This is a genomic window from Lysinibacillus sp. NPDC097868, from assembly GCF_044761135.1.
Classification (GTDB): domain Bacteria; phylum Bacillota; class Bacilli; order Bacillales_A; family Planococcaceae; genus Lysinibacillus.
In genome coordinates this window covers 518610-540364 of the sequence record NZ_JBIWBS010000001.1, presented here as the reverse complement: position 1 = coordinate 540364, position 21755 = coordinate 518610, and the positions used below count along the sequence as shown (strand labels likewise).

Here is a 21755-nt window from a genome sequence, read left to right as displayed (position 1 = left end):
AAAAGTAAAACATTAACCTTGAAGGGAATCATCAAAATGAAAAAAATCATTTTTAAAATTATTGGATTAGAAATGCTTCTTATATTTTTTTATGTTGCTAATGGCGCCTACGTATCCATTCAACAGCCCTCTAGTCCGTTTCTACAATTTGCCTTTTTGATTCCTTTAGCAGTTGGCCTCTTCCTTTATATTACTGTCAAAAAGAAATGGAGCCATTACTTCTTTGTTGCAATCAATACAGAAAATATTATAGTATTCTCACCGCTTCTTATCGTGTTATGTATTATTTTAATTGGCACGAAAGGTTTAAATTTCGAATCGCTTAGCGATTTATTTCTTATGTTTATAATGCAAATGTTTATTGTTGCGTTCATTGAAGAAACAATTTTCAGAGGATTTCTTCTTCGCATGTTGCAACCTAAGGGAATCTTTGTTGCAGTTTGGATTTCGAGCATACTGTTTGGCGTCACACATTCATTGCAACTAATTGGGGGGCAATCAGTTGAAGATACCATCATTCAAATTATTTATGCCCTTCTCGTAGGTCTTGTTCTTTCATTACTGATTATCGATGGCCAATCCATTATTTTGACAATTCTCTTCCATGGTTTTAATAATTTCTTCAACTTTATGGGGAATGCTGAAAGTTCTATGCTAACAGCGTATATTATCATAATTGTCCTATTTGTTTATATGTTATTTTTATGGAGACGTGTTAAGAAAAAAGAAAAGGCACTACTCCCTACAGCATAGATCAAATTAAAAGCCTCTACGATTGAATTCTGGTATAAATACCTTAATTTCAATTAGGAGGTGTTTTTCTATCCTATACTATCTGTCGTATTTTTCTATAAGTTAGTACGTTGCATAGTTACAGCTCTTATTACTATCTGCATGCAGTTAATAAAAGGACATTACCATGAGCTTGTCCTATAAAGGTTGCCCACGATAATGCCCCATTCGCATCGGTTCATTCTACTTTCAATCTTATTTTTGAAAAGCTCCTTTAGAAACTATCTCTTCAACACTTACTTTTCGATCTTCATTTAGAGACAATGTAAGAGCATCTGCAGTAGCAATTGATGCTCTCGCAGCAGTACCGTCTAGTAAAGGAATAAATTCCTCTTCAACCTCTGCCCCCTGCATAATACTATGGAAATACTTCATTTCTTTCTCCATAATCGAATGCAGCCACATTGGTGGTGTTTGATTAGGTTTACCATAGGCAATCGCTTGGTCAGACTTTAGCCCACTATAAATTCTTGTACGATCCTCATCCTCTTCTTTTGATTCATGCAATAAATATCTTTCTTCTTTTTCCGGTGTTTTTAAAACTACTTTTACATCTTGCAAATCGATTAAAATTGCACCTTTTGTTCCTTGGATTTTTACATAATGATCGCTCCATCTAAAAGCAGACCCATATTGTAATGTTGCAAATCGTTTATTTTCAAATTCAAGCGTAATCAATAACATATCATCTTCATCGCCAAATTGTTCCCCTTGATGCGCAACATTTCCCCCAACCATTGACACACGTTTAGCTGGACCCATTAAAAACTGAATAAAATCAAGCTCATGAATATGATGATATAAATGACCACCTGAAAGTTCCCTTTGCTTTTTCCAACTTACTTCTTTTTGTGCTTCTTCCCAGCCATTACGTTCTGCGTGACAGAAAAGAATTTCACCAATTTCACCTTCGTTAATCAATTTTTTAGCTGTACGTACCCCGTTCATAAAATTCATGACATGCCCTGCCATAAATGTAACGCCATTTTGTTTCGTAGCTTCAATCATCTCATTACAATCTTCATAGGATAAGGCAATTGGTTTTTCACAAAATACATGTTTATTATTTTGTGCCGCGCTTAACACGGGATGCTTATGGAATCCATTAGGGGAAGCTATAATAATCGCATCAATATCTGCTCGTTGACACAATGCTTCAATATCAAGTTCAACCTCACAATCTAGTTCTTTGGCAACCACTTCAGCATTATTTGGATCATATACCGCTACAATCTTCGCATCTTCTAAACTGTTAAGTATTCTTGCAAGACCTGCTCCAAAATAGCCTGTCCCTACTACCCCATAGTTGATTTGACTCATAATTATTCTCCTCTCTATTTAAACAATTGTTATTTTCCTGCTCCATCGGATAAACCGCCTGCAATCTTATTTTGGATAATCATAAAGAATATAATAGAAGGTAAAATGACAATAACAGATGCGGCCATCATTTCTCCCCAATCCAATACTTCTGAACCTGTTAAGGAATACAATGCCACTGATATTGGCATCTTTTCAGAACTATTAATAAGTAGCAAGGCAAATAAAAACTCATTCCAAGTATTGATAAAGGTATAAATAGCAGTTGCCACTACACCTGGCGCTACGATTGGTAGCACGACTTGCACAAAGGTACGCACTATCCCTGCTCCATCCACCTTTGCTGCTTCCTCTATTTCTAATGGCACGGTTTGAAAGAATCCAATAAGCATCCAAATCGCATAAGGAATTGAAAAGGAAAGATATGTTATGACTAGTCCCGTCCATGTATTTACTAGACCTACAGATACGATAATAATCGAATAGGGGACTGCTAAAAGAATAGGCGGGAACATATAAGTCGTGATTAAGATTTTAGTCATTTTCTTTCCTGCCTTCGGAAAGAAACGAACAATGCCATATGCCCCTAACGCGGACACTACGATGGTAATGAATGTAGCTGAAAAAGATACTAATAAGCTGTTTTTTATATTGGTAGTAAACGATAAGTCATTTAACACTCTGAAATAGTAATCAAATGTTATTTTTTCAGGAAAGAACGAGAGTGGATTATTAGCCATTTCCCCTGAGGACTTTACTGACGATAAAATAATCCAAAGTAACGGGAAGACCGACACGATGGCTAATAAAGTCAAATAAATATAATTCATTGTTGTAGATAGTTTGCTTTTCCCTACCATCATCGATCCTCCCTTTCCCATTTATCAAGTAATTTAAAGTACAAGAAACAAATACCAAGTAAAAATAATAATAGAATGACGGTAATGGCAGAAGCGACTCCAAGCTGCTTCATACCCCATCCTGCTTTAAATGCAAAGATTGGCAGTGTTGTTGTAATATCTGAAGGTCCCCCTCCAGTAATTAAGTATAGGATGTCAAAGTTATTAAAGACCCAAATTGTCCTTAAAACTAATAATAACCCGATAACGACACGAATATGTCTTAGCGTAATATGCCAAAATACTTGAAACGAGGATGCCCCATCCATTTGGGCTGCTTCGTACTGTTCTGATGGTACCGTCTTCAAAGCAGATAAAATATTAACCATAAACAACGGTGCTCCAAACCAAATATTTATTAATACTACAACGATAAAAGCTAAATCTGGATTAGCTAGAAAGTTAATATTTGCTTCTGTTATTCCGAGTTTAGTAAGTAAATTAGGTAAAAATCCGTATACATCGTTCAGAATATTTTTCCATGAAAAGGCAATGACGATTGCTGGAAATGCCCACGGAATTATCAATAAAGTTCGATAAAGTCCGGTGAATTTTGGAATTCTATTTAAGGCTAATGCAGCAGTAAAACCAATAAATAATTGCCCTGCTAACGACAAAACAGTCCATTTTATTGAATTCATAAAAGCTCTATAAAAATCTGGATTGGTTAAAACAAATTTAAAGTTTTCTAACCATACAAAGTCATAAAATGGACGGATTAAATTTTTCGAAGTAAAACTAAAATAGATACTCGAAAAGATTGGATAGATTAATAGTAAAATAACTATTAGTACAGAAGGTAAAACGAACAGCATACCTGTCAAATTAAAAGACTTAAGCTTTTTTTCCATGTCTCGTCTCCTTTCCTGTTATGTAAAGATCTATGATATCAATTACGCCTCAGCGTAATCGTCTCCAGATTTTTTATTGTGGCATCGCACACTTAAAGAAGTAGAGGACTTCTGTGAAACAAGTTAAAAAACAAACGCTCTCATACTTCATGAGAGCGTCGTAAGTTGTGTATTCCGAGCCCTGCTTATTTACCTAACATCTTAAATAAGTCATTTAATTCCTTTTCGGCCTTTTCAGCAGCTTCGTTTACAGGTACATCTTTAAGAACTATATCCTGGAACATTTTCTCAATAACACCTTGACTCACGATAATACCTGATTGTAAGGTTGGACCATTCTCCATACCGATTGCAGTCCCTTTATCTACAGCTGCGCTAATAACTTTTACGGCATTATCAAATTTCTGGATTGTCGGATTATTTAAGAATTCTGGGTCCTCAGCAATGTCTTTTAAAGCTGGTAGCATACCTGCTGGTACTGAATGTAAGAACTTAATGTATTCTTCTTTTTCATATAGACTTTCTACAAATGCCTTAGCGATTTCAGGGTGCTTACTATTTTTCCACACTACAACTGGAATGTTAGATGTTTCAATTCCGTTTTCTGGATCATTCGCATTTATTTTTGGCATTGGCGCAGCATCAATTTTATCAAGCAACTGCGGAGAATTCGTTTCCACTCCACCGATTTGGAAACCGCTATTAAAATCAAACGCAGTTTTTCCTTGATAGTATAAATTAGCTTGATCTAATACTTTATAATTGACTGAACCTTCAGGTGATGTAGTTTTATACATATTTATCCAGTAATTAATGCCATCAATTGCGGCTTTACTTGTTAAGTTTGCTTTTCCATCTTTCGTTATTAATGTTTCACCAGCAGAACGAACATAAAAATTCAGGAATCTTGTTGCCATCATGTCGCCAGATCCCATTGGCACTGATAATCCATAAACATCAGGAGCATTATTTAACTTTTTAGCAGTTTCATATAGTTCATCCCATGTTTTTGGAACTTCCAATCCTGCTTCTTCTAATAAATCTTTTCTATACCACATAACTTGCGCATGTGAATACAATGGGATAGAGTAATTATTTTCATCCACTGTTCCTTCTTTTAGCGGGGCTTCATAAAAACGATCTCGACCAATGTTATCAATGACATCATTTAATGGCACAAGTGCATCAACATCAATTAATTCAACAACATGGTTTGGCAATGCTGTACTCACATCTGGAACTTGTCCAGATTGCAAACCTGTTGTCCATTTCGTATAAAATTCAGGCCACGCAAACGTTTCGATTTTTATTTTTACTTTTTGGTGTTCTTTCATAAATGAATCTGCAGCTGCTTGCATAAATTCTAGTCTTGGCCCTTGTGTGAAGGAATGCCAAACTGTGATTTCACCTTCAAATTCCCCTGAAGAGCTTTGGTTTGTTGTTGCTTCATTTTCTCCACTGCTACAAGCAGTAGTAATCATCATAGCTAATATGACGAACAGCACTAACAATTTCTTTTTCATTCAAATACCACCCCTTAAATATTTATTGGTATGAAAAGTAATACAAACTAACCTAACAATGCTTGTATAACGTTTAGCAATTGCTCCATTGATTCTATCCTTCACGACCTCTATGGTATGTAATTCCCTGCTGGAATTTCTTCTCATGGAGCACTTATACTTCCCATAAGAACATGGAATGCAGCAATACCTCTTTTATTTTCTATTAACTTCTTAAAAAGATTTCTAGAAAGATAGGAACAACACAAAAACTGAAATTTCAGATATATCTAGTTAAAGGACTAGCGCGCAAACGCCGTACATTCCTCTGTTGATAATGCTTCTAGGTAGGCAATTAATGTGAGTTTTCATTTGAGATTCAAACTTCCATAAATACATTCTCCAATACTCATGCTTACATAATGCCCGTGTACCCTATTTTCTAGGTCGTCATAACAAGCATAAAAAGCTGGAAAAACTTATTTAAATCTCTTTAATGTCATTTTCTCCCTCCCTTTTTTCAATATTTATCTGTTACCGCTTTCAAATGAAATATACCAAATTAAAAATTAATTGTAAATAATTTTCTTTATATTTTAAGTTTTTGAAAAAAAAATCCACCAATAATCATCCGATTTTCATCGCATTTAAATAAAGAATATTGTAAGCAACACATGGGTTCTACCGTCTTTTTACTGTGAATGACAAGTTGATTTCATTAAGTATTTTTTAAAAATGTTAATGTTGAGAATTTTCGGAATATATGTATAATTCACATGTGTACGCATTTCATTTGAGGAAAATATATTCCTACACTTAAATATGTAGGACAAAATTCTTATTACTCAGTAGGTTTTAATGCGTTGATATTGTAAGGAGGTGTTAATATTCGATTTTGTCCTTTTGCTGTAAAACAATAAAGCTAGTAACTTAAATTTGTAAGGGGCAACAACATATCTTTAACACGTACTTGCTTTCGCTTCACAAATTTAGGATTTTAGCGCACATTAAAGACAATTTAAATCAACTGAAAACTCTTTTCACAGAAACTCTTACACAAAAATACGAGGGAGGCTTAAATATGAAATATACTTTTAAGGTAATCGGTATCTCTACACTGCTCTTAGGGCTTGGTTTTGGTCAAGTGAGTCCAACTCATGCAAGTACAGAAACGAATGTTACAAGTAATCAAACGCAATTCGTGAGTACACCTATTTTCGAAAAAAATAATATAGTGTTAAATAACCAAGGATTAGATGTAACGAATGAACTACAACAAGCTCTTACATCGGAAAGTTCTACAATAATCATTAAATTTAAGTCCAGCAATCAAAATGCATTGCAAGCTTTGTTTGGAATATCAAATAAAGACACTGGCTATAAAAATAATTATTTTGATATTTTTTTACGAAATAATGGTGAATTGGGTGTCGAAATAAGAGACGCCAATGAAAGTATTAATTATCTGATTGCAAGACCCGCTTCTCTATGGGGAAAAGATGAAAATGGAGAGGTTTCTAACACTATAGCATTTGTTTCAAACTCACAACAAGGTATGTATACGTTGTATGCTAATGGTGAAAAAATTGTTGAAAGTAAAGCTTCAAATTTTAAACCGATTAACAAAATTTCAGGAGCAAATTCCTTTATTTTAGGTGGGGTTAACCGAGAAGGGAAACTAGACTTTAAGTTTAATGGAGAAATAGAATCACTAAAAATATTTAATGAATCTTTATCTAATGACCAACTGATCAATGAAACGACAAATTCCACTACAAACAACTTGATTTTTAAAGCTGGGGATACAACAAAAGCTAATTATTTCAGAATTCCTGCTTTATATACGCTAAGTAATGGAAGAGTTCTTGCTAGTGTGGACGCTAGATACGGAGGGACACATGATTCTAAAAGTAAAATAAATATTGCTACCTCATATAGTGACGATAATGGGGTTTCTTGGTCCAATCCCAAACTAGCCTTAAAATTTGATGACTATGCAGAACAAACAATTGATTGGCCTAGGGATGACGTAGGTAAAAATATTCAAATAAGTGGTAGTGCCTCTTTTATCGATTCTGCATTAGTGGAGGATAAACAGAACAATAAGGTAATTTTGATGTCTGATTTTATGCCTGCAGGTATTGGAAATCAGAATGCATTAAAAACGGATTCAGGTTACAAATCAATAAATGGACAGTTCTATCTAAAATTAAAATATGGCTCTGAATCGGCATATAATTATTCCATTCGTGAAAACGGTGTAATTTATAATGATATTTCAAATACACCAACTGAATATAGTGTGGATAATTACTACAATATAAAAAAGAACAATGAATATTTAAATGTGGAGCAGTACTCTGTCAAGTTTGAAAACGGTAATCTAGTTGAATACAAAAATGGCAATCAAGTTAAAATGAATATCTTTTACAAAGATTCCATATTGAAAATTACACCTACGAACTATATAGGCTATACGACAAGTGATAATTCAGGTGAAACTTGGAATGCACCATTATTATTACCGCCTTTCCTTGGATTAAATTCTAACGCTTCATACTTAAGCCCTGGACAAGGTTTGGTCTTAGCTGACACGAATCGTATTATCTTTTCATCATATGCAAGTAAGCAAATGGTATATATTATTAGCGACGACAATGGGCTAACTTGGACACATAAAACCGCTCCACTGCCGTTTACTAATGCTGCCACTGCCGAAGCACAAATGGTGGAAATTAAACCAGGTGTCATTCAAACGTATTTAAGAACGACAACAGGCAAAATAGGATATATGACGAGTTTAGATAGTGGAGATAGTTGGAGTGAAGTAAAATATCTAGACATCGTGGAAAATACCTCTTATGGTACACAACTGTCGATTATTAAATATTCTCAGCTAATAAATGGCAAAGAGGCAGTAATATTAAGTACACCAAATTCAACAAATGGCCGAAGAAATGGACAGTTATGGGTAGGATTCATCAATCAATCTACAAATACAATCGACTGGAATCACAAGTATGATGTCGATTATCCGCAATATGGATATTCATATTCAGCACTAACCGAGTTACCAAATCATGAAATCGGTTTATTGTATGAAAAATATGATGCGTGGTCTAGAAATGAGTTACATTTAAAAAATGTATTGAAGTACACTACTTTAACTATTGATGACATTATGAATTAACTAACCCATTCCGAGCGTTGTATTGCTATTTGATAATGGAGACAAATTAAGAAAAAAGCATTCGTACAATAATATAGTAGTAGCATATCAAGGGCATCCAGAGGCCCTTGATATTTTTTTTGTAAACTAATTGGTTGCTCCTATTATTTGAATAAGTTTCCCATTATGAGCATCTAACACGACAGTTGGATTTCTATTATCAAATTGAAGCATAATTACCCATTCTTTACGGTTAAACATTAGATTTAACATGCCAGTTTGATTGTGTAATTGTGTATTTATTTGTTCAGCAGTCAGTTCCTTTACATTCACATTCATTTGCGCAGTATATGTATGTTGTGGAGGATTATTTAAATACATTTCTGCCTTTAAAACGGCATCTTTAGTATCTAAAATTGGTGTCTTATAAAAATACAATAGCAATAGTAGCAGGCACATCAAAGTCACAATGTTTTTCAATAGCCTATCTCCTTTGTTCTCACATTTTATCAGCAATTCGCCTCATTTTTTTGGTAATTCCCTGGATGCTATCGACGATTTACGACATCTTATCAGCGATCACTTACGCCCAATAGATAATAGTCGAAATTGTCCTCACAACCAGCAATATAGTATTCTGTTTTGCCTTGCATCTTACCTTTGCTAGTTATCGCTGTACAAATTTCTGTTTTAATTCCTTTATCTTGTCCACCGAATGCATCATTAGTGTTATCGTAAGAATATTGAATGTTGTCCCCATCATAATGTAAATCCTGAAAAATAGGATCACCTTCGATGGTAAAGGATGTCACCCGAATCTTGTCCTCTTGCTGCTTTGATATGCTCTGCAAAAATTGCTCAAAACGCTCTAGGTTGTGAACTTCACTTGGTGTAACCGTAATATCCCCTTTTGCAATGGCATCTGCTGTGCCATAGCTACTTTTTGAACAGCCCATTAAGACAAGCATACTTATGAAAACAAACGTTAAAAACATTACATTTTTCATCTTTTTTATAGTTTATGTCCTTCATCTTTTTTATATATTATACACTAAATTTCCAATATATTGTAAAATGAATATTATATCCTTGAACATATTGGAGATGTGATTTAAGTGAAAAAAACGGCCGTATTGTTATACCCCCAATTTAGTGAATATGAATTAAGTGTAGCATTATCAATATTAATGCAAGGGAATAAACCCATTGTGACAGTCGGTTTAAATAATAAGAGCAGCATTAAAGGTGAGTCAGGTTTATCTTGTTTAGCAGATATACAAATTTGCGAAGTCAATTTAGAAGAGTTTGATAGTCTATTATTACCTGGCTGTTTGGACATTATGACATTAGTTGATGCGCAAGAGCTAATCGAGTTTATTAGAAAAATGAGTTCTAATGGAGCAATCATTGCTAGTATTTCAAGCTCTCCATACCTTTTAGCTAAGGCTGGTGTATTAAAGGGCAAAAATTATACAGTTGGATTGTCACTTGAAGGTATGAAGCAATTAGGGGTTTTTGACCTTAACTATTACTCTGACGATTTAATCGTCCAGGATGGTCCGATTATTACTGCAAGAGGAAGAGGTTTTATTCAGTTTGGTATTGCTTTTGGTAACGCTTTACAGCTTAATTTTGATGAAAATTGGTATCAAGCATAAAAATAAAGGATAGTTCTGTCGCCAAGTTATTGACGAGAACTATCCTTTTACTCTGGCTTTTCAATATATACGCTAAATAGAAAAGCTCTCTTGTTATAGTCAGAAGGCTGCAGGTTTTTCACTTTTTGTCTGTATCCATCGATAAATGATTTTCACAAATTGATACATTCCCCTGATACAGCAGCTTTCTTTTTTTGAAAATAAACATTACATGCCACGAAATTTCACTGCTCTGTGGCAGTTAAGAGATTTAACTAGCCCTTAATAGGCATACAAATAGACCACTTAGTCTTACATCTCATATGTTAATTATGAACCACAACTTATCAAAACAGGAGGTAATAACATGTTTAATCGTAAGCGTCACCATGGAAGAGGACCACAATGCTGCCCACCACAAACAATGCCAACACAATTTGACCCACCACAATTTTTACCACCAGAGCAATATGTTCGCACAAATTATATCCATACAGTTGTACCACACGTTCAGCCAGCACATATCACAACAGTTAACAAACATATCATTGATCATCAATACTACTTCCCATGCACTGAAAACGTAGTAAACGAGTGCTGTGAAAACCATACACTATGCGGTATGCCACACAATCACTGCCATATGCCACAGCACCATATGGGTCACCATAAACATATGGGCATGGGTATGGGGTATTAATTTTTTGTGCGATGAGACACTTTTGTCTCATCGCTTTTCTCATCTATAGGCTGCACTATTCTTTTCCAGCAATCTTCACTTGGTTTCGACCCGCTTGCTTGGCAAGATATAGTGCACTATCTGCTGCTTCAAAAAGGGCTTCTGTCGTACTAGCCATTTTCGGATACTCCGCAACCCCAGCTGATAATGTTACTGGACGTCCACAGGGGCTAATCGTATTTGCTAATTGTTGTCTTAAATTTTCGGCTACAGTTGCTGCCTCTTCAACAGACGTATTAGGCAATAAGATAATAAATTCCTCACCACCATACCGACAGCAAATATCGTGTTCCCGTGCTACAGCTTTCATCTTCTTTGCTAAAAATTGCAGTACTTTATCTCCTACTGCATGACCATAGGTATCATTAACGCTCTTGAAATGATCTAAATCAAGTAAAATAATCGAATGCATCATATGTTTTTTCTGCCATTCATATAGCATAGCATCCATTGTGCGTCGATTCGTTACACCAGTTAAAGGATCTGTTGTCGATTGATCTTTAAAATAAGATACTTGCCCCTGCAAAAAGGACAAACTTCGAATAAGCGCACTCTTTAAATAATACGCTTCAAAGTACCAACTGCGTACGGACTTTAACCCTTCTACATTTCTTGAATCTAAACTTTCTTCCGTTAACGTTGCTAACTGTTGCAAAGGGCGGGCAATTCGCGCCGCTGTCCATAGTAAAATGATGATTGATAATAGCATAAGAGGGATAGCCTTAATCGCTACATCTTGTACTCGATCGAACGAAGGCTCTAGCGCTACATCTAACGGTCTTTGGGAAACGACTCCCCACCCTGCTAGCGGTACTGCACTATATCCTGCCAGCATCTCTACCCCTTTTGTATTCGTTACTAGCTTTGCGCCATTTTTTCCCGAAACAACTTCTTGAACAGCTTTATTTTTTATGACAACATCGTTAATGCGCGTTGGATCTTGATGGTAAATAATACGTCCATCTGCATCTACTACAAAAACATACGAACCGTCATGGTAATAATGCTCTCCTAATAGCAAGTTAAATACATTCTTTTCCTTTAAATAAATTGTACCTGCTACCATTCCTAAGTATTCATTGTTCGCTGAAAATATAGGATATGAAATAAAGATAATTAGTCTTCCTGTTATGCCTTCATATGGTTTGGATACAAGAGGGATTCTTTTAGATAATGCCTCTTTCCCCCCTACAGAGGTTAAATACTTACCTTTGACATCTACAGAAGGCGGGGATACAGACAATACTAAACCATCCGCATCGGACACAATGACTGAGTTAAACATATTATTTTGCATTTTTAAACGATCTGTTTCCTGATCCAAGGCAGCCTCGTCGTTCATTATAGATTCTATATTGCCCGCACTATATCCTAAAATTTGAAAGGCTTCTTCTAAGTATGCACTTGCGGTAGTTGCCAATTTTTGTGCATATACACGATTGGTTTCAAGCGAATTTTCCTTTATCGAATCAACATTCATGCGATAGCCACTCCATAAGCTACCGATACTTGTAAGGAAAAATGCTGCCATAGCTAAACCCATTATTAAATGCTTTAGCCTTAATTGTGTTGATTTCATTGTTTTTTATTACTCCTATTTATGTATTTTGACCATCTTATTACTTAAGTTTAAAGACTCACTTTCCACTATCTATTAAAACACAAATTTCATTTTATTTTACAAATTTCTTGTAGATATTAAAAGTATTTGTAAAAGAAGTATTGTTAAAGACCTATACTGTAATTGTAAAACTAAACTTTTAATCATTTTTTTGGTTTATATATAAAACTATAAACTCAATATTTCATTATTTTTAATATATTTCTCTAATTTAATGTATATTTTTATGATTATTTAGATATCTCTTTTAAAAGTAGATACGTTACTTGGAACTCAACTATACTATTATATAGCAACCGAATTTTATGTACGAGATGCTAATTCATTATAAAAAAGACTATTTACAGTAATTGTAAATAGTCTTTTTCTTATATTTCTTCTTTTCGAACATGCTCAATTAATCTTTCTAAATACTGAATAGAGCCTTGTATTCTAAAATTCGCATAGTCACTAACAAAATCTGCCAGTACTTCTACACCAGGTTTAACTAAATGATGTCTGTCCATTTTAAAAAGATTGTCCCATTTCGAATGCATACCGCTTAACTTTTTCTCTAAAATATGAATGATTTTATCACGATCAACATGTTTCATATTTGCTAAACCGATCACCATATCGCCTATTGTATTTGCATTTTCTAGGGATTTATAAATCTTTTTTGGCAAGGCTTCGCGCCCTTTTTCCGTAATAGAAAATACATGCTTATCAGGTCGATTATCCTCTTTTATAACTTCTTTCGTCTCAATTAGCCCTTGTTTCGCTAATGATTCAATATGATAATATAGCTTACTTTCTGTCAAACCATTTATCGAATCCAGTGACTGTAATTCTGAGATTTGTTTTTTTAAATTATAAGGATAATTATCTCCTTCCATAAGCTTGCTAAGAATGAAAATTTGAATTGCCATTGTTTCAGCTCCTTAGGCAAATATTAGTTCTATTTTATCAAAACTAACGATTTACTTCATCAGAATTTTAAGCCTTTGATAAATTCTTAAAAACTACTTCTCCACAACTACTGGTAGTGGTTTATGAAGCACCCAAACAATAAGTACATTAATGACCATTGCTACAAAGCCAACTGTTGTTAATCCTAAAACGAACGGAGCCGCACTCACACTACCAAAAATACTGTTAAAGTATGCCTGAACAGAATAATACATTGGTGAAATGTGACTCATCCATTTATAAGGTAAATACATCATATCGCGAGAGATTGTTGCACCATTGGCGATTGTTTGGATTAATAGAATTGGAATGTTTACAATCATACCCGCTTCTCCAATTAATAAAACGAAAACTGCTGTGAAGTTAAAGCATGCCCAATAGTTTAGAATTTGTTGACCCCAAATTTGAAAGAATAAATCTGCTCCAGATAAATCATTGATAGCAAATGACATTGCTGTTGATACTAAACCAGCTAACATACCGATAAAAATCGATGTTAATTGCATGTAGATAAATAAACGTGTTTTCGTTGCTTTCCCACGACTCGCTTTAAATGCACCTACTAATTGCATCGCACCAATCATAGCCCCAACATAAATTGCCATTGTTAAAAACATTGGTAGCATATTGTTATGCATACCATCTGGCACGTCGTTTATTGTAACAATATTTCCTACATAACTATTTTCAATTTGCGCCGCTAATTCTGCTGCTTGCTCTTTTGGAACATGTAAGTTCATTAAAATTCCTTGAGCTGTTTGTTGTGAAAATTGCGCACTGAGTTGTGCATTAATTTGCATTACGATTTGTTGCATAGAAGATGACACTGCTGTTGCACCAGCTTCATTGATTGAGAAATCAATGCTAGATGATAGATCTCCTTTTTGTAAATCAGCTGAGAACGTTTCTGGAATGTGAACAACTAAAGCTAAGTCGTTTTTTTCTAAATCTTTTATAGCCTCTTTATTTGAGATGTCTGTTTGAATATCCTCGAATGGCAGCTGTTCAGTTAAACTATCAGCTATTTGAGCGCCATATTCCCCTTTATCATCATTAACAATGGCAATCGGTAATTGATCTATATTGCCCGGTATTGCTGTGTACCCTGGTAAAAAGATACCCAACATACAGACCGCATATAAGATCCCCATAAAAATAGAGCCTTTTGCACCCTTCGTTTTCAAAAACTCTTTAAACTTCATTTAATAAGTACTCCCCTTCTACAAACCTGTTTTTCCAATTTATAATTTAAACAAAATAGTTTAATTTAAGTAGTTTAATTAAACCGTGAGTGTAATTCTACAAAAATACTATTTACTTTGCAATCAATACATATAGACTACTAATATTAATTTTTATAATTTGTCCAAACTGTGAAATAGAATCTCTTTGATAACGTTTACAAGTTTAGACTTAGAAATCTAGGTATTATTTGTAAATTAGCGAGCGTATAAAGACATCTATATTTGAACAATAAAAAGCGTTGGACATATAGCTCCAACGCTTTTTGTTTATTAGTTTTATTACTATCCTATCTCATTTTCTGTATGAAAAGAATTATAACAATTGATTTATGCATTCATTCATATTTCTTTAAAACAATTGCTGCGTTATGACCGCCAAAGCCAAATGAGTTCGATATCCCAGTTTTTACATTCACATGGCGTGCGACAGATGGTACATAATCTAAATCACATAATAAATCGAGATGTTCTAAGTTGATAGTAGGTGGAATAATCCCTTCCTTTAAGCTCATCGCCAAAGCAATTGCTTCCACTCCTCCAGCTGCCCCTAACATATGACCAAGCATTGATTTATTGGCTGTTACCGGAATTTGATAAGCTTGATTTCCAAACAACTGCTTAATAGCCATTGTTTCAGAGATATCCCCCACCTTTGTACTTGTCGCATGAGCACTAATGACATCAATATCTTCAGGTGATATATTGGCATTTTTTAATGCTGATTTCATTGCAAGATAGGCGCCTTTACCTTCTGGATGTGTTGCTACGATATGATGTGCGTCTGAACTTGCACCATAGCCAATTACTTCTGCATATATTTTTGCCCCTCGTCGTAATGCATGTGATAACGACTCTAAAATAAGAATACCTGCTCCTTCTGACATAACAAAGCCATCTCGGTTGTCATCAAATGGACGGCTAGCCATAGCAGGTTCATCGTTACTTGTTGATAATGCTGTAGCATTTCCAAAGCTGGCTATCGATAAATCTGTTATCGCTGCCTCTGTTCCACCTGCAAACATAACATCTACTTCTCCGTAACGAATTAATCTAAAGGCTTCTCCGATAGCTGTATTTCCGATTGCACAAGCTGAAACAGGTGACATGGAAGGACCCATCGCTTTCCACTTAATACTAATTTGAGCTGCAGCAGCATTAGCCATCATGGCAGGTACTAAAGTCGGGCTAACTCTTCGTGGCCCTTTCTGTCTAAGCGCATCAATATTTTCAATGAAAGTTTCAATTCCACCTATACCTGAGCCGACGTATACGCCTAATCTTTCTGCATCTATTTGATTGAGGTCTAAATTGGCATCTTGCCATGCTTGTTCTGCCGCAACTAAAGCAAATTGAGCAAAACGATCTAAACTTCTTGCTTCTTTCTTACCTAAAACTTCCTCTGCATTGAAATCTTTGATGAGTCCTGCAATCTTTGTCTTTTGATTTGTAATATCAAATGTATCAATCGTTGATATGCCAGATTGTCCATTCTTCAAATTGTTCCAAAAAGTTTGAACGTCGTTTCCTAGAGGAGAAACTACTCCCATTCCTGTAATTACAACTCTCTCCATTTTTCATTCCTCCAAATCAATATGATAATTGTATTTTACATCGTGCATATCCTATTACAAGACACTGTTTATCCTGGTATAATAACTACTAGGTAAAAATGATACTGAGGTGTTTTTAACTTGAATGATAAAAATAGGCTTGAAGCTTTGTCGACATTTTTAAAATCGAAACGTGCCCAAATAAAGCCCGAGTCTATTGGCTTGCCTGCCGGAACGCGGAGAAGAACACCAGGGTTACGCAGAGAAGAAGTTGCCCAGTTGGCAGGTGTAAGTACGACTTGGTATACATGGCTAGAGCAAGGAAGAGATATTAAAGTATCTGCAAGTGTGCTTGATTGTATTGCTACTGCTTTGCAATTAAGTAATGATGAAACAGACTACTTATACAACCTTGCATTAGATGTAAAATCTGAAATGACAAATCTTAAAAAGAATTCTTCAGAGCTTAGCCCTGCTTTAAAACGAATACTAGCTGAATTAACATATTGTCCAACCATTATTACGGATCGTCACTGTCATATTGTCGGTTGGAACGCTGCTGCTGCTCATGTTTTTTTAGACTTTGACCAAGTACCGTATAATGAAAGAAATTTGATTCGTTTAGTGTTTACTAGAAAAGAATTTAAAGCGTTAGCCGTCAATTGGGAGCATTTTGCGAAAGGTTTTCTTGCTATTTTCCGTACCTACTATGGTCACTATTTAGGTGATGAATGGTACAACCAATTTATTGAGGAAATGAGTCAATCTCATCAAGATTTCCGAGATTTATGGCAAGAAAGTCAAGTGAGTAAGGCACCCGAAATGATAATCGAATTTAGACATGCAAAAGCAGGAAAAATGTTGTTTAATCTAACTTCTCTTCAAGTTCAAGGTGATATGGATTTACGATGCAGTATTTATACACCTGCAGAGGAAACAGAAACAGAGGATAAGTTAAAGCGTTTAATGAAGAAGGTATCTGCTGAAAAATGAAACGGATTTGTTCGCAGAAAAAAGCGTTGGAGCACTTGAGCCCCAACGCTTTTGATTAATACATTTTTAAATATTGGTCGCGTTCCCATTGGTGTACTGTTGTACGGTACATGTCGAACTCGATTTCTTTTGCTTCTTTGAAGTTAGCGTAAATGTGCTCACCTAACGCAGCTTGAGCCACTTTATCTTGCGCAAGTAATGTTAACGCATCGTCAAGTGCTGGTGGTAAATTGGCAATACCGTTTGCTTTGCGCTCTTCTTCCGTCATTACGTAAATATTGCGGTTAATTGCCGCTGGTGGTGTTAATTGTTGGCGAATACCTTCTAGACCCGCTTCTAAAATAACAGCCATCGCTAAATATGGGTTTGCTGATGGGTCCACTGAACGTACTTCTACACGAGTTGAAAGTCCGCGTGCAGATGGGATACGAATAAGTGGTGAACGGTTTTGTGCAGACCATGCAACGTAACATGGCGCTTCATAACCAGGAACTAATCGTTTATAAGAGTTAACAGTTGGGTTTGTAACTGCTGTGAATCCTTGTACGTGTGCAAGGACACCTGCCATGAATTGCATTGCTGTTTCAGAAAGGCCTAGCTCTGTAGACTCATCATAGAATGCATTTTCTTTACCTTTAAATAATGACACGTTAAAGTGCATACCAGAGCCAGCTTCACCAAATAACGGTTTTGGCATGAATGTTGCATGTAGGCCGTGTTTACGTGCAATTGTTTTAACAACTAATTTGAACGTTTGGATGTTGTCACATGCTGTAATGGCATCTGCATATTTAAAGTCAATTTCATGTTGACCAGGTGCTACTTCATGGTGAGAAGCTTCAATTTCAAAGCCCATTTCTTCAAGCTCTAAAACGATATCACGACGACAGTTTTCACCTAAATCAGTAGGTGCTAAGTCGAAATAACCACCGTGGTCGTTTACTTCTAACGTAGGTTCACCTTTAGCATCTAATTTGAATAAGAAGAATTCTGGCTCAGGCCCTAAGTTGAAGCTTGTAAAGCCCATATCTTCCATTTTTTTTAGGATACGTTTTAAATTGTTACGTGGGTCACCAGCGAATGGTTCGCCTTTAGCAGTGTATACGTCACAGATGAAACGTGCTACCTTCCCTTTTTCTGAAGTCCAAGGGAAAACTACGAAAGAATCTAAATCAGGATATAAATACATATCTGATTCTTCGATACGCACGAAACCTTCAATTGATGAGCCATCGAACATCATTTTGTTTTCTAGTGCTTTGTCTAGTTGACTAACAGGAATTTCAACGTTTTTAATTGTACCTAGTATATCCGTAAATTGTAAACGAATGAAACTAACATTTTTTTCTTCGATTAAACTCTTGATGTCCTCTTTTGTGTATTTACCCACAGTTTTCCACACTCCTATAAATTGTCTAGCTTATATCTTTACCCTACCCTATTAAATAAAAACCGACCAATTGAAAAATACTTGTTTTTATTTAATAGAATCGGGATAAATCCCCACGTCGGATAGATGATTTTTGCATGCGCTGTGCTTGACGCATTTCTTCGCGCATAATTTGACGTAATTCTGTGTCAGTTAAATCAGGTTCTTCTGCTGCAACAGGATCTAATTTTTTAGCAAATAATTTTTTAATTTTCGCCATATTCATACCCTGCTCTAAGTAATCTTTTATTTCAAGAAGCGTATCGACGTCATTTAATGAAAACATTCGACGATTACCTTCTGTTCGGTGTGGCTCAATTAAATGGTGTTCTTCATAATAACGAATTTGGCGTGCCGAAAGCTCGGTCAATTGCATCACGATACTCATAGATAATAACGGCATCGTTCGTCTAATTTCACGACTCATTTAAGTCCCCCCAATACCCGCTTATCATATAACGAAAAATTTTCACTGTCAACAAAGATGTAAGGTTTCCTAACATGGTTTTTTAATTTTTTTTTGAATTGATGAAAAATTGTTAAAAACTATACAAATTACAGTTTTTTTCTTGTTAATAACTTGTAAGAAACAGTAGATTTCAGTTCCATTCGCTCCTTTTTATACTAATTTTCACTTCAAGGTGTTTACAAAATGCAATTTCCATTCGTACTGATGTGTCAACCTCCCACTATTAACAATACGAGACAAGCCCCATCACAAAACAGTGATAGGGCTTGTCTAACTTCTATTAATTTTCTATTTCCGTATGCTTTGGACTGCACTACAAATAGCAAATTTCACGTGCTCGTATGTCAATCCACCTTGAATAAATGCTGTATACGGCGGACGAATTGGACCGTCCGCTGTAAGTTCAATGCTTGAGCCTTGAATAAATGTACCCGCTGCCATGATCACGTCGTCTTCATAGCCAGGCATATAAGCAGGCTCTGGAGCATAGTGCGCATTTATTGGAGAATTTGCTTGAATTTCTCGACAGAAAGCAATCATTTGCTCTGCTGTTTTAAATGATACCGATTGAATTAAGTCTGTACGCTCCGCATGATAACTTGGGAAAGTATTCATGCCTATTTCCTCCAGCATTGCTGCTGTGAAAATGGCACCCTTTAATGCTTGACTAACAACATGCGGTGCAAGGAAAAAGCCTTGATAGAAATCACCAAGTGTATTTAAAGATGCACCTGCTTCTGCCCCAATACCTGGTGATGTCATACGATAAGCACATTTTTCTACTAAATCAGCTCGGCCTGCAATATAGCCACCAATTTTTGCTAAGCCACCACCCGGATTTTTAATAAGAGAACCTGCCATTAAATCAGCACCTACTTCTGTAGGTTCCTGTGCCTCCACAAATTCACCATAGCAGTTATCAACAAAAATAACGGCATTTGGAGCCAATTCTCTTACTTTCTCACACATTTCTGCTATTTGTGAGATGGTAAAGGATGGACGAGTTGCATAGCCTTTTGAACGTTGAATAGCTATCATTTTCGTGTTTGGTGTAATAGCTGCAGCAACTGCAGTCCAATCAATTTCTTTGTTATCAATCAAATCTACATGGCGATAACCAATTTTATAATCCTTCAGCGATCCCGTATCTTTGTCACCACCGTCGACAATCGATTGTAGCGTATCATATGGTTGACCTGAAATATAAAGCAATTCATCACCTGGTCGTAGCACACCGAATAGACTAAGCGTAATCGCGTGTGTCCCAGATATGATTTGCGGACGGACAATCGCTGCCTCTGCTCCAAAAACTTGTGCATATACACGCTCAAGATTGTCACGTCCCTCGTCATCATAGCCATAGCCATTAGATGGATGTAAATGAAAATCGCTTACTTGATGCGCTCTGAATGCGGAAAGTACCTTTTGCTGATTGATGAATGCCATATTCTCTACCTTCGTGTAATAAGGGCGCACCTTTTCCTCTATTTTTTCCGCTAATGTTAACGTCTCTGCTGTTAAATGGGTTGTAAAAGTCATTGTTTTCGTCTCCGTTTCAAATTGTTCTTTCCTATCTTATCAATTTGTTTGCAACCCTGCAAAAATTGCTATTGTGTCTAGCTGTTAAATGCGCTAAGCTAAGGGGCGGACTTACTACAAATTATTCTCGTATAAGGGGGGAAAGTGATGGCTTGGGAAGTTTTTAGCATCATCGGGACAATTGCCTTCGCTATTTCCGGAGCAATAATTGCAATGGAAGAAGAATACGATTTATTCGGTGTATATATACTTGGCATTGTAACTGCTTTTGGTGGAGGTGCCATTCGTAATTTACTGATTGGTCTACCTGTTACAACATTGTGGGGGCAAGATATGATGTTCCAAATTGCGATTGCTGCAATTACTATATTTTTTATTTTTCCGCATCATCTAATACAGCATTGGCATCGTTGGGGCAATTTCACAGATGCTATTGGTTTATCGGCTTTTGCTATACAAGGTGCATTGTACGCTGTCAAACTCAATATGCCAATTAGTGCAGTAATTGTTGCTGCTGTTTTAACTGGTTCCGGCGGTGGTATTGTTCGGGATTTATTAGCTGGACGTAAGCCGCTCGTGCTACGGGATGAAATTTACGGTGTATGGGCCGCACTTGCAGGTCTTCTTATTGGACTGGAATTACTACCAGGCGATATTTTCTTATATGTATTATTCGGTGTCATTACGGTTTTACGAGTTCTTTCATATATGAAGAAATGGCGTTTGCCTTTACGGAAGTTGAACCGAGCTTAATAGAGGCTTTACCATTGATGTCCGCTTCGGCGAGTGCTTGCCGCGGGTACAACGTAAAAATGTCATCATATTAGTCGAACTCTTTCTGCTATACCGTTGATGTCCGCTTCGGCGTGCGCTTTCCGCGGGCACGACGTAAGCCGCAACCCTCGCTAACGCGCGGTTTGTTGCGTCTTACGCTGCGTGCGTTCCCGCAGGAGTCGACCGCCTTCGCTACCATCAACTCGTGTTCTCTTCCAATTTTTTATTTACTGCCATAGAATGAACAGCTATAGTTTCATTCTTCTTACATAGCGTAAA

19 protein-coding genes are annotated in these 21755 nt (G+C 36.0%); 6 read left to right on the top strand and 13 right to left on the bottom strand.

The features are described from left to right. Positions 1–36 precede the first annotated feature (36 nt). Positions 37–753, top strand: coding sequence for a CPBP family intramembrane glutamic endopeptidase (locus ACIQXJ_RS02490; RefSeq protein WP_403049219.1), 717 nt, complete (start codon positions 37–39; stop codon positions 751–753). A 234-nt stretch (positions 754–987) separates the two neighbouring features. On the opposite strand, the gene ACIQXJ_RS02485 is transcribed toward ACIQXJ_RS02490, so the two are convergent. The 4 genes from ACIQXJ_RS02485 to ACIQXJ_RS02470 all read right to left on the bottom strand — a co-directional run bounded on the left by ACIQXJ_RS02485 (position 988) and on the right by ACIQXJ_RS02470 (position 5385). After that, positions 988–2112, bottom strand: coding sequence for a Gfo/Idh/MocA family protein (locus tag ACIQXJ_RS02485; protein WP_403049216.1), 1125 nt, complete (start codon positions 2110–2112; stop codon positions 988–990). Positions 2113–2141: 29 nt separating this feature from the next. Then, a complete protein-coding gene (locus tag ACIQXJ_RS02480) occupies positions 2142–2975 on the bottom strand; it encodes a carbohydrate ABC transporter permease (protein WP_401009370.1) in 834 nt (277 codons plus the stop codon). Then, entirely contained in the window at positions 2972–3862 is an 891-nt protein-coding gene (locus ACIQXJ_RS02475; RefSeq protein WP_403049212.1) for a carbohydrate ABC transporter permease, read from the bottom strand. The genes ACIQXJ_RS02480 and ACIQXJ_RS02475 overlap by 4 nt, the downstream gene beginning before the upstream one ends. A gap of 185 nt (positions 3863–4047) precedes the next feature. Next, positions 4048–5385: an ABC transporter substrate-binding protein gene (locus ACIQXJ_RS02470; RefSeq protein ID WP_403049209.1), complete on the bottom strand. Its 1338-nt coding sequence runs from the start codon at positions 5383–5385 to the stop codon at positions 4048–4050. Positions 5386–6445: 1060 nt separating this feature from the next. Here ACIQXJ_RS02470 and ACIQXJ_RS02465 point away from each other — a divergent pair. Further along, the gene (locus ACIQXJ_RS02465) at positions 6446–8554 is read left to right on the top strand and encodes a sialidase domain-containing protein (RefSeq protein ID WP_403049206.1); all 2109 of its coding nucleotides are present in this window, start codon (positions 6446–6448) and stop codon (positions 8552–8554) included. Between the two features lie 126 nt (positions 8555–8680). On the opposite strand, the gene ACIQXJ_RS02460 is transcribed toward ACIQXJ_RS02465, so the two are convergent. Both ACIQXJ_RS02460 and ACIQXJ_RS02455 read right to left on the bottom strand, forming a co-directional pair. After that, positions 8681–9013 (bottom strand): hypothetical protein, encoded by a 333-nt coding sequence (locus ACIQXJ_RS02460; RefSeq protein WP_403049203.1) that lies wholly within the window; start codon positions 9011–9013, stop codon positions 8681–8683. 92 nt (positions 9014–9105) lie between these two features. Continuing rightward, complete coding sequence (locus ACIQXJ_RS02455; protein WP_403049200.1) at positions 9106–9528, bottom strand: DUF4362 domain-containing protein; 423 nt, start codon at positions 9526–9528, stop codon at positions 9106–9108. Between the two features lie 120 nt (positions 9529–9648). Between ACIQXJ_RS02455 and ACIQXJ_RS02450 the strand changes: the two genes are divergently transcribed. Both ACIQXJ_RS02450 and ACIQXJ_RS02445 read left to right on the top strand, forming a co-directional pair. Then, positions 9649–10191: a DJ-1/PfpI family protein gene (locus tag ACIQXJ_RS02450; RefSeq protein WP_403049197.1), complete on the top strand. Its 543-nt coding sequence runs from the start codon at positions 9649–9651 to the stop codon at positions 10189–10191. Positions 10192–10537: 346 nt separating this feature from the next. Continuing rightward, positions 10538–10870, top strand: coding sequence for a CotD family spore coat protein (locus tag ACIQXJ_RS02445; RefSeq protein WP_173478152.1), 333 nt, complete (start codon positions 10538–10540; stop codon positions 10868–10870). Between the two features lie 55 nt (positions 10871–10925). Here ACIQXJ_RS02445 and ACIQXJ_RS02440 read toward each other — a convergent pair whose 3' ends face one another. The 4 genes from ACIQXJ_RS02440 to fabF all read right to left on the bottom strand — a co-directional run bounded on the left by ACIQXJ_RS02440 (position 10926) and on the right by fabF (position 16293). After that, the gene (locus ACIQXJ_RS02440) at positions 10926–12488 is read right to left on the bottom strand and encodes a sensor domain-containing diguanylate cyclase (protein ID WP_403049194.1); all 1563 of its coding nucleotides are present in this window, start codon (positions 12486–12488) and stop codon (positions 10926–10928) included. Between the two features lie 410 nt (positions 12489–12898). Next, a complete protein-coding gene (locus ACIQXJ_RS02435) occupies positions 12899–13438 on the bottom strand; it encodes a PadR family transcriptional regulator (RefSeq protein ID WP_403049191.1) in 540 nt (179 codons plus the stop codon). A gap of 93 nt (positions 13439–13531) precedes the next feature. Beyond that, a complete protein-coding gene (locus ACIQXJ_RS02430) occupies positions 13532–14680 on the bottom strand; it encodes a YhgE/Pip domain-containing protein (protein WP_403049188.1) in 1149 nt (382 codons plus the stop codon). Between the two features lie 377 nt (positions 14681–15057). After that, on the bottom strand, positions 15058–16293 hold the full coding sequence (gene fabF / locus ACIQXJ_RS02425) for a beta-ketoacyl-ACP synthase II (RefSeq protein WP_403049185.1): 1236 nt from the start codon (positions 16291–16293) through the stop codon (positions 15058–15060). Between the two features lie 120 nt (positions 16294–16413). Here fabF and ACIQXJ_RS02420 point away from each other — a divergent pair, with 120 nt between their 5' ends. Further along, the gene (locus ACIQXJ_RS02420) at positions 16414–17265 is read left to right on the top strand and encodes a helix-turn-helix transcriptional regulator (RefSeq protein ID WP_403049182.1); all 852 of its coding nucleotides are present in this window, start codon (positions 16414–16416) and stop codon (positions 17263–17265) included. A gap of 55 nt (positions 17266–17320) precedes the next feature. Here ACIQXJ_RS02420 and glnA read toward each other — a convergent pair whose 3' ends face one another. The 3 genes from glnA to ACIQXJ_RS02405 form a co-directional block, all read right to left on the bottom strand. Then, positions 17321–18655, bottom strand: a complete 1335-nt coding sequence (gene glnA / locus ACIQXJ_RS02415) for a type I glutamate--ammonia ligase (protein WP_403049179.1) — start codon at positions 18653–18655, stop codon at positions 17321–17323. A gap of 91 nt (positions 18656–18746) precedes the next feature. Then, entirely contained in the window at positions 18747–19121 is a 375-nt protein-coding gene (locus ACIQXJ_RS02410) for a MerR family transcriptional regulator (protein ID WP_340825714.1), read from the bottom strand. A 330-nt stretch (positions 19122–19451) separates the two neighbouring features. Then, entirely contained in the window at positions 19452–20702 is a 1251-nt protein-coding gene (locus ACIQXJ_RS02405) for a methionine gamma-lyase family protein (protein ID WP_403049176.1), read from the bottom strand. A gap of 147 nt (positions 20703–20849) precedes the next feature. Between ACIQXJ_RS02405 and ACIQXJ_RS02400 the strand changes: the two genes are divergently transcribed. Beyond that, positions 20850–21455 (top strand): trimeric intracellular cation channel family protein, encoded by a 606-nt coding sequence (locus ACIQXJ_RS02400; protein WP_340825716.1) that lies wholly within the window; start codon positions 20850–20852, stop codon positions 21453–21455. The last annotated feature ends 300 nt before the right edge of the window (positions 21456–21755 follow it).

Coding starts and splice junctions, on each gene's coding strand:
- ACIQXJ_RS02490 (WP_403049219.1), top strand. CDS start 37: ATGAAAAAAATCATTTTTAAAATTATTGGATTAGAAATGCTTCTTATA.
- ACIQXJ_RS02485 (WP_403049216.1), bottom strand. CDS start 2,112: ATGAGTCAAATCAACTATGGGGTAGTAGGGACAGGCTATTTTGGAGCA.
- ACIQXJ_RS02480 (WP_401009370.1), bottom strand. CDS start 2,975: ATGATGGTAGGGAAAAGCAAACTATCTACAACAATGAATTATATTTAT.
- ACIQXJ_RS02475 (WP_403049212.1), bottom strand. CDS start 3,862: ATGGAAAAAAAGCTTAAGTCTTTTAATTTGACAGGTATGCTGTTCGTT.
- ACIQXJ_RS02470 (WP_403049209.1), bottom strand. CDS start 5,385: ATGAAAAAGAAATTGTTAGTGCTGTTCGTCATATTAGCTATGATGATT.
- ACIQXJ_RS02465 (WP_403049206.1), top strand. CDS start 6,446: ATGAAATATACTTTTAAGGTAATCGGTATCTCTACACTGCTCTTAGGG.
- ACIQXJ_RS02455 (WP_403049200.1), bottom strand. CDS start 9,528: ATGTTTTTAACGTTTGTTTTCATAAGTATGCTTGTCTTAATGGGCTGT.
- ACIQXJ_RS02445 (WP_173478152.1), top strand. CDS start 10,538: ATGTTTAATCGTAAGCGTCACCATGGAAGAGGACCACAATGCTGCCCA.
- ACIQXJ_RS02440 (WP_403049194.1), bottom strand. CDS start 12,488: ATGAAATCAACACAATTAAGGCTAAAGCATTTAATAATGGGTTTAGCT.
- ACIQXJ_RS02435 (WP_403049191.1), bottom strand. CDS start 13,438: ATGGCAATTCAAATTTTCATTCTTAGCAAGCTTATGGAAGGAGATAAT.
- ACIQXJ_RS02430 (WP_403049188.1), bottom strand. CDS start 14,680: ATGAAGTTTAAAGAGTTTTTGAAAACGAAGGGTGCAAAAGGCTCTATT.
- fabF (WP_403049185.1), bottom strand. CDS start 16,293: ATGGAGAGAGTTGTAATTACAGGAATGGGAGTAGTTTCTCCTCTAGGA.
- ACIQXJ_RS02410 (WP_340825714.1), bottom strand. CDS start 19,121: ATGAGTCGTGAAATTAGACGAACGATGCCGTTATTATCTATGAGTATC.
- ACIQXJ_RS02405 (WP_403049176.1), bottom strand. CDS start 20,702: ATGACTTTTACAACCCATTTAACAGCAGAGACGTTAACATTAGCGGAA.
- ACIQXJ_RS02400 (WP_340825716.1), top strand. CDS start 20,850: ATGGCTTGGGAAGTTTTTAGCATCATCGGGACAATTGCCTTCGCTATT.